Origin of the sequence: Streptomyces kebangsaanensis, from assembly GCF_001906585.1 — a bacterium.
In the GTDB taxonomy this organism is placed as follows: Bacteria; Actinomycetota; Actinomycetes; order Streptomycetales; family Streptomycetaceae; genus Streptomyces; species Streptomyces kebangsaanensis.
This window is the reverse complement of record NZ_JUJA01000057.1, coordinates 19,952-33,724: the sequence shown is the minus strand read 5'-3', so window position 1 is coordinate 33,724 and position 13,773 is coordinate 19,952. Positions and strand designations below refer to the sequence as shown.

At 72.5% G+C, this 13,773-nt stretch carries 11 protein-coding genes; 7 read left to right on the top strand and 4 right to left on the bottom strand.

What is annotated here, in order from left to right; all coding sequences use genetic code 11:
* From RH94_RS08155 to RH94_RS08145, 3 genes are all read right to left on the bottom strand, one after another.
* Positions 1-855: NADH-quinone oxidoreductase subunit B family protein (locus RH94_RS08155; RefSeq protein WP_234425618.1), on the bottom strand; the 855-nt coding region annotated here is incomplete at its 3' end.
* Positions 852-1,397 (bottom strand): hemerythrin domain-containing protein, encoded by a 546-nt coding sequence (locus tag RH94_RS08150; RefSeq protein ID WP_073946959.1) that lies wholly within the window; start codon positions 1,395-1,397, stop codon positions 852-854. The genes RH94_RS08150 and RH94_RS08155, both read right to left, overlap by 4 nt.
* 262 nt (positions 1,398-1,659) lie before the next feature.
* Positions 1,660-2,223: a hemerythrin domain-containing protein gene (locus RH94_RS08145; RefSeq protein ID WP_073946958.1), complete on the bottom strand. Its 564-nt coding sequence runs from the start codon at positions 2,221-2,223 to the stop codon at positions 1,660-1,662.
* Between the two features lie 179 nt (positions 2,224-2,402).
* On the opposite strand from RH94_RS08145, the gene RH94_RS08140 reads away from it, so the two are divergent.
* Entirely contained in the window at positions 2,403-2,825 is a 423-nt protein-coding gene (locus RH94_RS08140; RefSeq protein ID WP_073946957.1) for a phage holin family protein, read from the top strand.
* Between the two features lie 43 nt (positions 2,826-2,868).
* Here the strand turns inward: RH94_RS08140 and RH94_RS08135 are convergent, their stop codons facing one another.
* Positions 2,869-3,930 carry a PucR family transcriptional regulator gene (locus tag RH94_RS08135; RefSeq protein ID WP_073946956.1) on the bottom strand — a complete coding sequence of 354 codons (1,062 nt, stop codon included), beginning with the start codon at positions 3,928-3,930 and terminating at the stop codon, positions 2,869-2,871.
* 216 nt (positions 3,931-4,146) lie between these two features.
* Here RH94_RS08135 and RH94_RS08130 point away from each other — a divergent pair, with 216 nt between their 5' ends.
* The 6 genes from RH94_RS08130 (at position 4,147) to RH94_RS08105 (ending at position 13,725) form a co-directional block, all read left to right on the top strand.
* A complete protein-coding gene (locus RH94_RS08130) occupies positions 4,147-4,611 on the top strand; it encodes an SPW repeat protein (RefSeq protein WP_073946955.1) in 465 nt (154 codons plus the stop codon).
* Between the two features lie 139 nt (positions 4,612-4,750).
* Entirely contained in the window at positions 4,751-6,205 is a 1,455-nt protein-coding gene (locus RH94_RS08125) for a glyceraldehyde-3-phosphate dehydrogenase (protein WP_073946954.1), read from the top strand.
* Positions 6,206-6,294: 89 nt separating this feature from the next.
* Positions 6,295-6,771: a GNAT family N-acetyltransferase gene (locus tag RH94_RS08120; protein WP_073946953.1), complete on the top strand. Its 477-nt coding sequence runs from the start codon at positions 6,295-6,297 to the stop codon at positions 6,769-6,771.
* A 99-nt stretch (positions 6,772-6,870) separates the two neighbouring features.
* Positions 6,871-9,336, top strand: coding sequence for a SpoIIE family protein phosphatase (locus RH94_RS08115; RefSeq protein WP_199880899.1), 2,466 nt, complete (start codon positions 6,871-6,873; stop codon positions 9,334-9,336).
* A gap of 72 nt (positions 9,337-9,408) precedes the next feature.
* Positions 9,409-12,207 carry a SpoIIE family protein phosphatase gene (locus RH94_RS08110; protein WP_079188944.1) on the top strand — a complete coding sequence of 933 codons (2,799 nt, stop codon included), beginning with the start codon at positions 9,409-9,411 and terminating at the stop codon, positions 12,205-12,207.
* 192 nt (positions 12,208-12,399) lie between these two features.
* Entirely contained in the window at positions 12,400-13,725 is a 1,326-nt protein-coding gene (locus tag RH94_RS08105; RefSeq protein ID WP_073946952.1) for a lipase family protein, read from the top strand.
* Positions 13,726-13,773 lie beyond the last annotated feature (48 nt).

Below are 13,773 nucleotides of genomic sequence, written 5' to 3'. Positions count from 1 at the left end.
GCAGCCGCCGATGCCGGCCATCCAGCCCCGCTTGGGTACGTTGCAGTTCACCACGGGACCCCAACAGCCCACCTTCACCTGGCACTTGGGCGAGTTGTAGTCCTTGGCGAAGTCGGCCTGCTCGTAGTACGCGGCGCGGTCGCAGCCCTCGTGGACCGTCTTGCCGAACAGCCACTGCGGGCGCAGCATCTCGTCCAGCGGCGGGGGCGGCGCGGTGCCCGCGGCGTGGTAGAGCACCCAGGTCAGGGTCTCCATGAAGTTCTCCGGCTGGATGGGGCAGCCGGGGACGTTGACGATGGGCAGGGCGCCCTGCGACCTGAAGTCCCAGCCCAGGTAGTCCGCGAGGCCCATGGAGCCGGTGGGGTTGCCGGCCATCGCGTGGATGCCGCCGTACGTGGCGCAGGTGCCGGCCGCGACGACCGCCCACGCCTTGGGGGCGAGCTGGTCGATCCACCAGTTGAGGGTGAGCGGTTCGCCCGTCTCCAGGTCGTTGCCGAAGGAGGTCCAGTAGCCGTCGCCCTCGATGATGTTCTGGTTGGGGACGGAGCCCTCGATGACGAGGATGAACGGGAAGAGTTCTCCCGCGGCCGCGGCCCGGAAGGGGGCGAGGAAGTCCTCACCGCCCAGGCTCGGCGAGAGCACCTTGTTGTACAGGTGCACCTTCGGCAGCCCGGGGATCAGCCCGAGCACGATGTCCTCGATCGCGGGCTGGTCCGACGCGGTCATGGAGACGGTGTCGCCGTCGCAGCTCATGCCCTCGGAGATCCAGAGGATGTGGATCTCGTCGAAGCCGGCCCGCTCATGGGCGCCTTCCGGCTCCCGGCTGACTTCGGTGGTACCGCTGGCGGTGGTCATGTGCTCGGCCTCCCCTGGAGACGGTCACGGAATCGGTCGTAGGCGGCGGCCACCGGCCCGAGCACGGTGAGCGCGGGAGGCCGGTCGGGGGCGTTCGGGTGGGGCCGGGTGGGGGCGGTCTGCTTGGCCCGGTCGATGAGCCGGCCGAGTTCGTCGAGCTTCTCCTGGGAGACGTGGGCGCGGAGTTCGGACATCGTCTCGCCCTCCTCCTCGCGGATGTGCTCATCGATCTCCCGCTTGAGCTGGGCCATCAGGTCGGCCTCGCGCTCGTCTCCGGCGGGCAGCCTGTCGAGGGCGAGCAGCAGCTTCTTGACGGCCATGTGCTCGCTCAGGTGCTCGTCGATCTTCCGCGCGCCGTCGGGAAGCACCTTCTTGGCCAGGGGGTAGAGCATCATCTCCTCGAGCGCCGCGTGCTTGGACAGCTCGCGGATCGTCAGCTCGACCACTCCGCGCCGCTGGGTCCGGGAGGCCGCGGCGTGGTAGTCGCGGAACAGTTGCTCCACCATGCGGTGGTCGTGCTTCAACAACTCGATGGCGTCCATCGCACCTTTCCTCGTCCGGGGCGGTGACCTGCGGCCACGGAGCTCCGCGGCGGAGCCGGTGCGGTGCGTGCCCGCCGGCCCGCCGGTCGGCTGCGCGGCCGGCACGGACGACGCCCCGTACGGGAAGGTCATCCGTCGTGCTCCAGGTTTGCCCCGTCCGCCGGCGAACGCCTCTTGTGAGGGGTCAGTGGAGTGAACGGCGAGAGCCGTCCGGGGCAGCCCCGTGCGCAGTCGCCCCGGACGGCCGGGAGGTGGCCGTCGGTCAGTGACGGCGGTGTCCCGCGCGCTGGGCGCGGTCGAGCACCCGGTCGAGGGGGCCGAGCAGGGGGGCGGCGAGCTTGTTGGCCGCCTCGTTGTTCACCCAGCGGTGCGGCCGGGTGGGCGCGTAGGCCTGGGTGATCCGGACCTCGGCACCGAGCATCCGCAGCCGGCGGCCGCTGACGGCGCGGCGCAGTGCGGCGAACTCCTCGCGTTCCTCACGGGCCGCGTGGGTCAGCACGGCGCGGCGTGCCTCATTGAGCCGGCGCAGGTATCCCCTGCCTCCCGGTCCGGTGCGGCGCAGGGCGACCAGCAGCTTCTTCGCCTGCTTCTCCTCCTGGCGGCGGCGCGCCGCGAGCGCGGGTCCGGACGCCAGTACGCGGCGGGCCACCGGGTGGACGTGCGCCTCTTCGGCGGCCTCGTGCACCGCGAGCAGACGCATCAGCCGCTCGAACGCGCGGCGCCGCCCGGGTCCCGGCAGCGCCGCGCGGTAGAAACCCCGCCGGATCTGGGCGTGCTGCCGCGTGAGGATGTCGACCGCGTCCTGCCTCGTCAGGGAAAGGGCCATGATCTGCCTCCGTCGCGCTGGAGGTCGTCCAGGAAGCCCGTGGCGCGTCAGCCCCGGACCGGACCGCCTGGAGGGTCCGAGCGGACGAAGTACCCCCGACCGCGTCCCCGCACACGTGACCACCGGCCCGGTGACCGCGGTCACCGGCCGGGCGAGGGCACGAGGGCAGGAGGGCGACGATGCGTACACCGGGCGACGACGTGTCATCGGGTGCGGGCCGGGTGGGTGACGCCGCGGCTCGTCTGGGGCAGGACGCCGCCGAGCCGGCGCGTCGCGAGGTCCGGGCGATGCAGGACGACCTGCTGGCCGGGCTGCGCGAGTTCGGGGCCGGCGGCGCGCTGCTCACCGGTGCGGGCGTGTGCGGGCTCCTCGCTCTGTGGGCGGCGCACGAGACCGCGCTGCGGGTGCTGGAGTCGGTCATGCCGCGGGGCCGTGCGGCCGCGCTGCTCACGTGTGTCTACGGCTGCGGGGCCGCGGCTCTCGCCCTGGCGGCGCGCGACCGGGTGAACGCCGCCGCGGACGCGGCGGCCGACGCCCTGGAGAAGGAAGCGGACGGCATACGGGCCGCGCCGGACCGGGGGCCGGGGCCCTCCGGCACCTGAGCGTCCCCGCCGGCCGTCTTCGCCGGGCGGCGGCGCCGCCGTGTCATAGCTCGTTCTCCGGCCAGCCCAGCAGACGCGCGCCGATCGCGGCGGTCTGGAGTGTGTAGCGGTGCACGGGGTCGGCGGGGTCGGCGCCGGTCAGTTTGTGGATGCGCTCCAGGCGGTAGGTGAGGGCCCGGACGCTGAGGTTGAGGCGGCGCGCGGCTTCGGCGGCCGTGCAGCCGGCGTCGAAGTAGGCGGCCAGGGTGTCCAGGAGCGGCTGGGCTCCGCCGCGGGCGGCCCTCAGCGGCCCCAGGGTGTCGCGGACCAGATCGGCCATGGCCTGCCGGTCACGGGTCAGGACGGGGTACACCAGGAGTTCCGCGGCGCGCAGGACGGGCTCCTGCAGGTCGAGCCGGTCGGCGAGTTCGAGGGCGTTGAGGGCTTCCTCATAGGAGTGGACCACTCCCCCGGCCCCGGGGTGGGGACGCCCGATGGCGACCCTGCCGCCGTCGGTGGAGGCGTACGCCTGCTTGGCGAAGAACGCCAGGACGTCCTCCTGGTCGCCCGGGGCGATGCACACGAGCCGGCCGTCCTTGGTGGTCAGCAGGATGCGGCGCTCACCGAACCGGGCGACCAGCGCGGTCTCGACGTACCGCGTGGCCGGGTGGGTGTCGTCGACGGGCTGTCCGCCCTGGGCGACCGCCACCGCGTGCGCGCGTGAGAACAGCAGCCCGTAGCGCTCCGCGCGTTCGGCCAGCCGTCCCAGGTCGCTGCGGCCGTAGAGCAGGTCGTCGATGAACTCGCGGCGGTCGGCCTCCTCCTGGCGCATGGCGAGCTTCTGGGCCCGTTCGTGGCCCTCGGCGAACGCGTCGACGGCCTGCTCGACGGCGGCGAGGACCAGGTCGATCCCGGCGGCCGTCAGCGTGGGGGCGACGGCCCTGGCCTCGGACAGGTGCCGGCGGACGAGTTTCCGCAGGCCGTGGCCGTCCTCCGCGGCCCGTTCGCCGTGGGCGCGCAGCAGGGACAGCTCCACCCGGGTCAGGCGGCGGCCGGTGGCGCAGACGTCGGCCAGGATCTGGGTGTACCCCGTCAGATACTCGTCGGGCACCTCTGCCCCTGTCACACGCCCTCCCCGGCTCTTGACGCGCCCTCGACGAATTCTTGACGCACCGTGGACAAGATTGACAGACGATCACGCACGTCCCACAGAGGGCGTTCAATGTGACGCAACTCACGGGGAAAAACTCAGCAAGGGTCGCTAATGCGGACATAAGGGGGAAGTAAGCCCATAGGGCAACAACAGCAAACTCGCAATCTCAATGGAGAGGAGACGGCAGCGATGTCGTATCCGCAGCACTCCACCACCGGTACCGGAATGAGTTCGCACCCCGAGATAGCCGAGATGCGGGAGCGCCTGGAGCGGACGGCCTCCAGCGGCCAGGCCATGGCCGTCGAAGGACTCATCGTTCTGGCCGGTGTCTACGCCGCGATTTCCCCCTGGGTCGTGCACTTCGCGCTGCAGCGGAACATCACGATCAACAACCTGATCATCGGCATCACCATCGCCCTGATCGGAGCCGGTCTCACCGTGGCCCCGGAGCGCACCTACCGCCTCTCGTGGATCCTCGCCCCGCTCGGCCTCTGGCTGCTGATCTCCCCCTGGGTCGTCACCGCGACCCACAGTGCACGGGCCGGCATCATCTGGAACAACTGCTGGGTCGGCGCGATAGTGGCCCTGCTGGGGCTCGCCGCCATGGGGCTGACCGTCGGAGTCGCCCGCCGCAGCCGCACCGGTCACCGGTGACATCACCCATCCCGACAGCGGGCCGCACCGCCCTGACGCGGCGGATGCGGCCCACTGTCATGATCGACACCCCATGGGGTTAGCATATGAGCGCCACCTTGCTCGAAAGTTAGAGCCGCCTAGCTCGAAAGATAGATCTGTGACTGTCAACGACGACTCGTTCACCAACTGGAAGAACCGCGAGGAGATCGCGGAGTCGATGATCCCGATGATCGGGAAGCTGCACCGGGAGCGGGACGTCACCGTCCTGGTCCACAGCCGTTCCCTGGTGAACAAGTCGGTGGTGAGCATCCTCAAGACCCACCGGTTCGCCCGGCAGATCGCCGGTGAGGAACTGTCCGTCACCGAGACCCTGCCGTTCCTGCGGGCCCTCACCACGCTGGACCTCGGGCCGTCCCAGATCGACCTCGGCCTGCTCGCCGCGGCGTACCGCGGCGACGACCGCGGCCTGTCGGTGGAGGAGTTCACCGCCGAGGCCGTCGCCGGTGCCACCGGCGCCCACAAGATCGAGCGCCGCGAGGGACGCGACGTCGTCCTCTACGGCTTCGGCCGCATCGGCCGGCTCGTGGCCCGCCTGCTCATCGAGAAGTCCGGCTCCGGCAACGGTCTGCGCCTGCGCGCCATCGTCGTCCGCGGAAGCGGCGGCCAGGCCTCCGAGGATCTCGTCAAGCGCGCCTCGCTGCTGCGCCGCGACTCCATCCACGGCCAGTTCCAGGGCACCATCACCGTCGACGAGGCGAACAGCACGATCGTCGCCAACGGCAACGAGATCAAGGTGATCTACGCCGACGACCCGACGAAGGTGGACTACACGGCGTACGGCATCAAGAACGCCATCCTCATCGACAACACCGGCAAGTGGCGCGACCGCGAGGGCCTGTCCAAGCACCTGCGCCCCGGCATCGACAAGGTCGTCCTGACCGCGCCGGGCAAGGGCGACGTCCCCAACATCGTCCACGGCGTCAACCACGACACCATCAAGCCGGACGAGCGGATCCTGTCCTGCGCCTCCTGCACCACCAACGCGATCGTCCCGCCGCTGAAGGCGATGGACGACGAGTACGGCGTGCTGCGCGGCCACGTGGAGACCGTCCACTCGTTCACCAACGACCAGAACCTGCTGGACAACTACCACAAGGCCGACCGCCGCGGCCGCTCCGCGCCGCTCAACATGGTCATCACCGAGACCGGTGCCGCCTCCGCCGTGGCCAAGGCACTGCCCGACCTCACGGCGAAGATCACCGGCAGCTCGATCCGCGTCCCCGTGCCGGACGTCTCGATCGCCATCCTCAACCTGCAGCTGGCGCGCGAGACCAGCCGGGAGGAGGTCCTGGACCACCTCCGCAAGGTGTCGCTCACCTCTCCGCTCAAGCGGCAGATCGACTTCACCAGCGCCCCCGACGCGGTCTCCAGCGACTTCATCGGCTCGCGCCACGCCTCCATCGTGGACGCCGGCGCCACCAAGGTCGAGGGCGACAACGCGATCCTCTACCTGTGGTACGACAACGAGTTCGGCTACTCCTGCCAGGTCATCCGCGTCGTGCAGTACGTCTCCGGGGTGGAGTACCCGACCTACCCGGCACCGGCGTCCTGACCCCGGCGCACCGCCCCCTCGTCGGTCCCGCCCCCTCGTCGGCACCCCCGGTCGGTCGCGCCCGGAACGCGGCATGTGAGACTGCGCGCATGATTCGCCCCGCGACCCCTGCCGACGTCCCTGTCCTCCACACCCTGATCCGCGAGCTCGCCGAGTACGAGAAAGCCCTCGACGAGGTCCGGGCGACGCCCGAGCAGCTGGCCGAGGCCCTGTTCGGCGAGCGTCCGGCGGCGTTCGCGCACATGGCCGAGGACGAGGACGGCGAGGTGGTGGGCTTCGCCCTGTGGTTCCTCAACTTCTCCACCTGGCGCGGAGTGCACGGCATCTACCTGGAGGACCTCTACGTCCGCCCGGAGGCCCGCGGCGGCGGACACGGCCGGGCGCTGCTGACGGAGCTGGCCCGCCTGTGCGTCGCCCGAGGCTACGAACGCCTGGAGTGGTCGGTCCTGAACTGGAACGAGCCGGCGATCGGCTTCTACGAGTCCCTGGGCGCCCGCCCGCAGGACGAGTGGACGGTGTACCGGCTCACCGACGAGTCTCTGAAGGCGCTGGCGGCGAAGGCGTAGCCGGTCCTTCCCGGGTCCCGCCGTCCCCGAGCGGCGGGAGACCGCCACCGATGGCAGGATGTGCCCGTGGGGGTCCTGCCCGTGGATGGGGATGAAGGCATGGGCGTCAGCGGTGCGGCGAGCGGTACGCATCCGGGCGATCCGTTCGACATCAAGACCTCGGCGGTGGCGATCATCGACGCCGAGGGGCTGATCGCCTACTGGAGCCGGGGCGCCCAGGACCTGCTCGGCTATCCGGCCGGTGACGTCGTACGGCGCCCGGCCCGGCTGCTGTGGTCCGGCCGCGACCCGACCGCCGTGGTCTCCCGGCTGCGCCGTACCGACCGTGCCGGGGACGCGGTGGTCGCCGTCCGCCACCGCGCCGGCCACACCGTCCGGATCGCCGTCCGCGTGTGCCCGCTGTTCGCCGCGGGCGGCGCGCGCGACTGGCTCGTCCTCGCCTGCGACGCCGCCGACCGGCACCGGCACGAGTGGTACGAGGCGGTCGCGCAGGGTCTGCTCGAACAGTCCCCCATCGGGGTCGCGGCGCTGGACACCCAGCTGCGGTACCGCTGGGTGAACCGCGCCCTGACCGGCGTGGAGGGGCATCCGGTGGACGCCGCGGGCAGCGACGGCGCGGCCCCCGGCGCCGTGGCGGGAGCGTCGCCGGTCGTGACCCGGCACGCCCGGCAGACGCTGGTCTCCGGACAGGCCCAGGTCACCGTCGAGCACGCGCCGCCCCGGCGCGGCACGCCCGGCCGGCCCGGAGCCGCGCGCTCCCGGCTGCGCTCGTTCTTCCCACTGCGCGACAGCGCGGGCCGGACGCTGGGCATCTGCTACGCCGCCCTGGACCTCACCGCCCAGGATCCGTCGCGCGAACGGCTGGTGCTGCTGAACGCGGCCAGCGAGCACATCGGGACCACGCTGGACCTCCACCGGACGGTCCAGGAGCTGACGGAGATCGTCGTCCCGCGGGTCGCCGACTTCGTGGCCGTCGACCTCCTGGACGTCGTGCGGACGGAACAGGGCCCGCCCGCCGCCTCCGCACGCGGTCCGGCCGTGCTGCGGCGCGCGGCCCACCTGTCGGTCCAGAAGGACCGCCCCCGGGTGATCGCCGAGGTCGGCGAGGCCATCCACTACCCCGGCGGGTCTCCGCAGCAGCTCTGCCTGGCCACCGGAGAGGCCAGTCGCCAGGCCGTCGGCCCGTCGACACCCGCGCTCGCCGACGACCCCCTGCGGTGGACGAGGATCAACCGGTTCGGCGTGCACACGCACATGGTCGTGCCGCTGCGGGCCCGCGGCATCACGATGGGCGTGGTGACCCTGCTGCGCTGGAAGAACCCCGACGCGTTCACCGAGGACGACCAGCTGCTGGTCGAGGACGTGGTGGCGCGGGCCGCCGTGTGCGTCGACAACGCCCGGCGCTTCGCCCGGGAGCACCAGGCGGCGCTCGCCCTCCAGACCAGCCTGCTGCCGTCCGCCCTGCCCCGGCACAGTGCCGTCGAGGTGGCCTACCGCTATCTGCCGGCCGACGCCGACTCGGGAGTGGGCGGGGACTGGTTCGACGTCATCCCGCTCTCCGGTGCCCGGGTCGCACTGGTGGTGGGCGACGTGGTCGGCCACGGCCTGCACGCGGCGGCCTCCATGGGGCGGCTGCGGGCCGCCGTACAGACCCTGGCCGACCTGGACCTGCCTCCGGACGAGCTGCTGGCACACGTCGACGACCTGGTCCTGCGTCTGTCGGACGAGGCGGAAGCGGCCGCCGAGGGACCGGCGGCCGTCGGCGCGACCTGCGTGTACGCCGTCTACGACCCGGTCGCCGGCACCATGCTCGTGGCCCGGGCCGGGCATCCCAGCCCCGCGATCGCCCATCTGACCGAGCCCGTGGAGTTCCCCGACATCCCCGCGGGCCCGCCCTTCGGCCTGGGCGGCCTGCCGTTCGAGTCGGTCGAGATCCCGGTGGAGGAGGGCGGCGTCGTCGCGCTCTACACCGACGGGCTGATCGAGGCCTCGGACTGGGACGTCGACGTCGGCATGGAAAGGCTCTGCTTCACCCTGGCCCACCCCGACCGGCCCCTGGAGGAGCTCTGCGACACCATGGTCCGCACCCTGCTGCCGGACCGGCCGCGCGACGACGTCGCCTTCCTCGTCGCCCGGACACACGTCATGAGCGGCGACCGCGTGGCGTCCTGGGACGTGCCCGTCGACCCGTCGGCCGTACACGTGGTGCGCGACGACGTCAGCCGCCAGCTGTCCCTGTGGGGTTTCGACGAGGCGGCCTTCACCACGGAGCTGATCGTCAGCGAACTGGTCACCAACGCCATCCGGCACGCCTGCGGCCCGATCGGCCTGCGCCTCATCCACGACCGGACCCTGATCTGCGAGGTCTCCGACGGCGGCAACACCTCCCCGCACCTCAGGCGCGCGCGCAGCACGGACGAGGGAGGGCGGGGTCTGTTCCTGGTCGCCCAGCTCGCCCAGCGCTGGGGCACCCGGTACACGGGCTCCGGCAAGACGATCTGGACGGAACAGCCCCTGCCCGACCAGGCCTCCCGGCAGCCGCAGTACGCCTCACTGGTCCCATGAGTCACGCACCCGAGGGGATCTGCCGGACATACCGGTCGCCCGGCTGGGAAGCGCGGTGTTAGAACTGAAAGCATGGTCGGACGTTCCCGCCGGTCTCCGAGGGGCGCGGAACCGCCGGTCGACGGACGGCGGCGGGCCCGCCCGGCCCGCCCCCGTCCGGGGACCCGGGGAACGCGGCGTGCTCCGGGGCGGGGTCCTTCGCCGCCCCGGAGGCTGGGCACGGTCGCCGCACAGGTCTTCCTGCTGCAACTGATCGTCGTCCTGGTACTCGTCGCGGCGGGTGCCGCGGCCGTGGTGCTGCAACGGCGGTACGACGGCGAGACCAGCGCCAAGCAGCGGTCACTGGCCGTCGCGGAGGCGTTCGCCCACGCGCCCGGTACGGCGCTCGCCCTGCAGTCGCCCGATCCGGCGGCCCTCCTGCGGATCCCGGCCGAGAAGGCACAGCTGAACTCCGGCGTCGACTACATCTCCGTGCTGAACAGTCACGGGATCCGCGTGACCGACCCGGAACCGAAGCTGATCGGCACACCGGCCCAGGAGATCGGCCGGGCGATGGCCGGCAAGACGTTCACCGAGACCTTCCACGGCAAGCCGACCGACTCCGTACGCGCGGTGGTGCCCGTCATCGGCGCGGACCGGCACGTGGTCGGCATCGTCACCGCGGGCATCGAGATCCAGAACCTGGGCCGCGTGCTGGACCAGCAGATCCCGATGGTCCTGGACGCCGCCGCACTGGCCGTGGTGCTGGCGACCGCGGGCACCTTCCTCATCAGCCGGCGGCTGCGCCGCCAGACCCACGGACTGGGCCCGGCCGAGATGACCCGCATGTACGAGCACCACGACGCCGTGCTGCACGCGGTGCGCGAAGGCGTGCTGATCGTCGACGCCGACGGCCGGGTCCTGCTCGCCAACGACGAGGCCCGCCGGCTGCTGGACCTCCCGGAGGACGCCGACCGGCGGCACGTCACGGAACTGGGGCTGGGACCGGACATGACGCGGCTGCTGAAGTCGGGGGAGGTCGCCTCCGACGCGGTGTTCCCGGCCGGGGACCGGCTGCTGGCGGTCAACACCCGGCGCACCGCGCCGTACGGCAGCGCGCCGGGTCTGGTGGCCAGCTTCCGGGACACCACGGAGCTGCGGGCCCTGTCGGGCCGCGCCGAGGTGGCACGGGGACGGCTGACGCTGCTGTACGAGGCCGGGGTGCGGATCGGTACGACGCTCGACGTACGGCGTACCGCCCAGGAGCTCGCCGAGGTGGCGGTCCCCCGGGTGGCGGACGCCGTCACCGTGGAACTGCTGGAGTCCGTGCTGCACGGCGAGGAGCCCACCGGGGCGGAGAACCGGATGCGCCGCACCGCGCTGTACGAGACCGGGACGCACAACCCGCTGCAACCGGTGGGCGACCTCGTCCGGTTCGTGGTGGCCGACACGCCGATGGGGGCGACGCTGCGGCGCGGCAAGGCGGTGCTGGTGCCGGACCTGCACGTCGCGGAGGACTGGCGGACCCGGGATCCGGAGGGCGCGCTGCGGGTGCTCGACCACGGCATCCACTCGCTGATCACGGTGCCGCTCAGAGCGCGGGGCGTGGTCCTCGGCATGGTCAACCTCTGGCGGGGGACCGGCTCGGCACGGTTCGAGGAGGAGGACGTCGCGGTCGCCGAGGAGCTGGTGGCCCGTGCGGCCGTCGCGATCGACAACGCGCGCCGGTACTCCCGCGAGCACGCGATGGCCGTGACGCTGCAGCGGAGTCTGCTCCCCCGGGACCTGCCGGAGCAGGACGCGCTGGAGCTGGCGTGGCGGTATCTGCCGGCGCAGTCCGGCGTGGGCGGCGACTGGTTCGACGTCATCCCCCTGCCCGGCTTCCGGGTGGCGCTGGTGGTCGGCGACGTGGTGGGGCACGGGCTGCACGCGGCGGTGACGATGGGCCGGCTGCGGACGGCGGTGCTGAACTTCTCGTCCCTGGATCTGCCTCCGGACGAACTGCTCAGCCATCTGGACGAGATGGTGACGCGGCTGGACACGCAGACGGCGGGTGCCGACGGCGAGGTGTCCCCCGTCACCGGGGCCACCTGTCTGTACGCCGTCTACGACCCGGCGGGCGGGCACTGCGCCGTCTCCCGCGCGGGACACCTCGTACCGGCCGTGGTGGACCCCGCGGGGCGGGTGACCTTCCCCGACCTGCCCCTGTCGCCGCCGCTGGGAGTGGGCGGACTGCCGTTCGAGACCGGTGAGCTGACCCTGCCGGAGGGCAGCCGGCTGGTGCTGTTCACCGACGGTCTGGTGGAGAACCGCGGGCGGGACATCGACGAGGGGCTGGCGATGCTCGGCGCGGCCGTCGCGCACCCGGACCGGTCCCCGGAGGAGACCTGCCGGGACCTGGTGGAGGCGATGCTGCCGGAGCACCCGAGCGACGACGTGGCACTGCTCGTCGCCCGGACGCGGCTGCTCGACCCGTCCCGGGTCGCGCTCTGGGACGTGCCGTTCGACGTGGCGGAGGTCTCCCGGATGCGCGCCGAGGTGAGCCGCCGACTGCGCGACTGGGGGCTGGAGGAGTCCGCGTTCGCCGTGGAGCTGGTCCTCAGCGAGCTTCTGACCAACGCCATCCGGTACGGCGCTCCGCCCGTCCGGGTGAGGATCCTGCTGGGCCGCTGTCTGATCTGCGAGGTGTCGGACGGCAGCAGCACCTCGCCGCATCTGCGGCGCGCGGCGGCCACCGACGAGGGCGGCCGCGGTCTGTTCCTGGTCTCGCAGTTCGCGGAGCGGTGGGGCACGCGCTATGTGGCGCACGGGAAGGTGATCTGGGCGGAGCTGGGCCTGGGCGGCACCCCGACGCCGGACGCCGAGACGCTGCTCAACGCCATGGCCTGGTGACCGCACCGGTGCGGCGACACCCCCTGAGAGTGCCGGTCCCACGTACGGTCGGTGACGGAAACACGCCTTCTGTTGGACACTGAGTCAAGTTACTCAACCGTAACCCTCCAGGCGCTACCGGCGGTAACAGGCGGCCGAGTACGTTCACACCTTCAACCACTCCTGTACGGCCGCACCTTCAGGGGGTTCCGCATGCCCGCACGCAGACGTCTGCTCGCCGCCGCCGTCGCCACCGCCGCCTGCCTCGGCGCCCAGGCCCTTCCGGCCGCCGCGGCCACCGGCCCCGACCAGGTGGTCTCCCGGGGTGTCAGGATCCCCGTCTTCTACAACCCGCCCGCCGACCTGCCGGCGGCCGACGGCGCCCTGATCCGCAGCGAACCGCTCCGGCTCGCCCTCGGCCTGCCCGGTCCGTACGGCCCCCTGCCGGGCCGGGCCACGCGCCTGATGTACAAGTCGACCGACTCCACCGGCCGGCCGGTGGCCGTCACCGGCGCCTACATCGAACCGGCGGCCCGCTGGAAGGGCACCGGGCCGCGCCCCCTGGTCGTCGTCGCACCGGGCACCATGGGACAGGGCGACCAGTGCGCGGCCTCCATGGGCCTGGAGCACCCGGTCTCGTTCAACGGCCGCACCGTGTCGGTCGGCTACGAGGACCTGTCGGTCCACCGGCTGCTGGCCCGGGGCACCGCCGTGGTGGTCACCGACTACGCCGGCCTGGGCGCCACCGACCGGCTGCACACCTACGTCAACCGCGTCGACGAGGCCCACGCCGTCCTCGACGGGGCCCGCGCCGCCCGCCTCGTCGACGGCGCGTCCGTCACTCCGGCCTCCCCCGTCGGCCTGTTCGGCTACAGCCAGGGAGGCGGCGCCGCCGCGGCCGCCGCCGAACTGCAGCCCGACTACGCCCCCGACGTCCCCCTCGCCGGCACCTACGCCGGTGCACCGCCCGCCGACCTGACCGAGGTCACCAGGGCCATCGACGGCAGCGGACTGACCGGCGCCCTGGGCTGGTCCCTGAACGGCTTCCTGCAGTCCGCCCCCGAGCTCGGGCCCATCGCCGACGCGCACCTCAACGCCGCGGGCAAGGCCGCCCTGGCCGACCTGTCGACCATGTGCGTGGGAGACGCCCTCTTCTCCTACGGCTTCGCCAGGAGCACCAAGTGGACCACCGACGGCCGGTCCATCAGCGACATCATCCGCGCCACACCCGCGCTCCAGGCCTTCCTCGACAGCCAGCGCATCGGCCGTCTGAAGCCGTCCGGCCCGGTGCGCCTGGCCACCGGCGTCAACGACAACCTCGTCCCGCACGCCCAGGCGCGGCAGCTCGCCGCCGACTGGTGCGCCAAGGGCGCCGACGTCACCTACAAGGGACTCGCCCTGCCCAACCTCGGCAGCGCTCTGATCAACCACTTCGCCCCGCTGCTCGCCGACCAGGGCACCGCCGTGTCCTGGCTGATTGACCGCCTCGCCGGCAAACCGGCCGTCTCCGACTGCGCGGCGGTGCCGTCCCGGCCCTGACAGCGCACACCCGGCAGGGCCGCCTCGCCGGCGCCGGCGGGGCGGCCC

Bases quoted from the DNA above. Each gene is read 5' to 3' on its own strand.
- RH94_RS08150 (WP_073946959.1), bottom strand. From the start codon at position 1,397: ATGGACGCCATCGAGTTGTTGAAGCACGACCACCGCATGGTGGAGCAA.
- RH94_RS08145 (WP_073946958.1), bottom strand. From the start codon at position 2,223: ATGGCCCTTTCCCTGACGAGGCAGGACGCGGTCGACATCCTCACGCGG.
- RH94_RS08140 (WP_073946957.1), top strand. From the start codon at position 2,403: ATGCGTACACCGGGCGACGACGTGTCATCGGGTGCGGGCCGGGTGGGT.
- RH94_RS08130 (WP_073946955.1), top strand. From the start codon at position 4,147: ATGTCGTATCCGCAGCACTCCACCACCGGTACCGGAATGAGTTCGCAC.
- RH94_RS08120 (WP_073946953.1), top strand. From the start codon at position 6,295: ATGATTCGCCCCGCGACCCCTGCCGACGTCCCTGTCCTCCACACCCTG.
- RH94_RS08115 (WP_199880899.1), top strand. From the start codon at position 6,871: ATGGGCGTCAGCGGTGCGGCGAGCGGTACGCATCCGGGCGATCCGTTC.
- RH94_RS08110 (WP_079188944.1), top strand. From the start codon at position 9,409: ATGGTCGGACGTTCCCGCCGGTCTCCGAGGGGCGCGGAACCGCCGGTC.
- RH94_RS08105 (WP_073946952.1), top strand. From the start codon at position 12,400: ATGCCCGCACGCAGACGTCTGCTCGCCGCCGCCGTCGCCACCGCCGCC.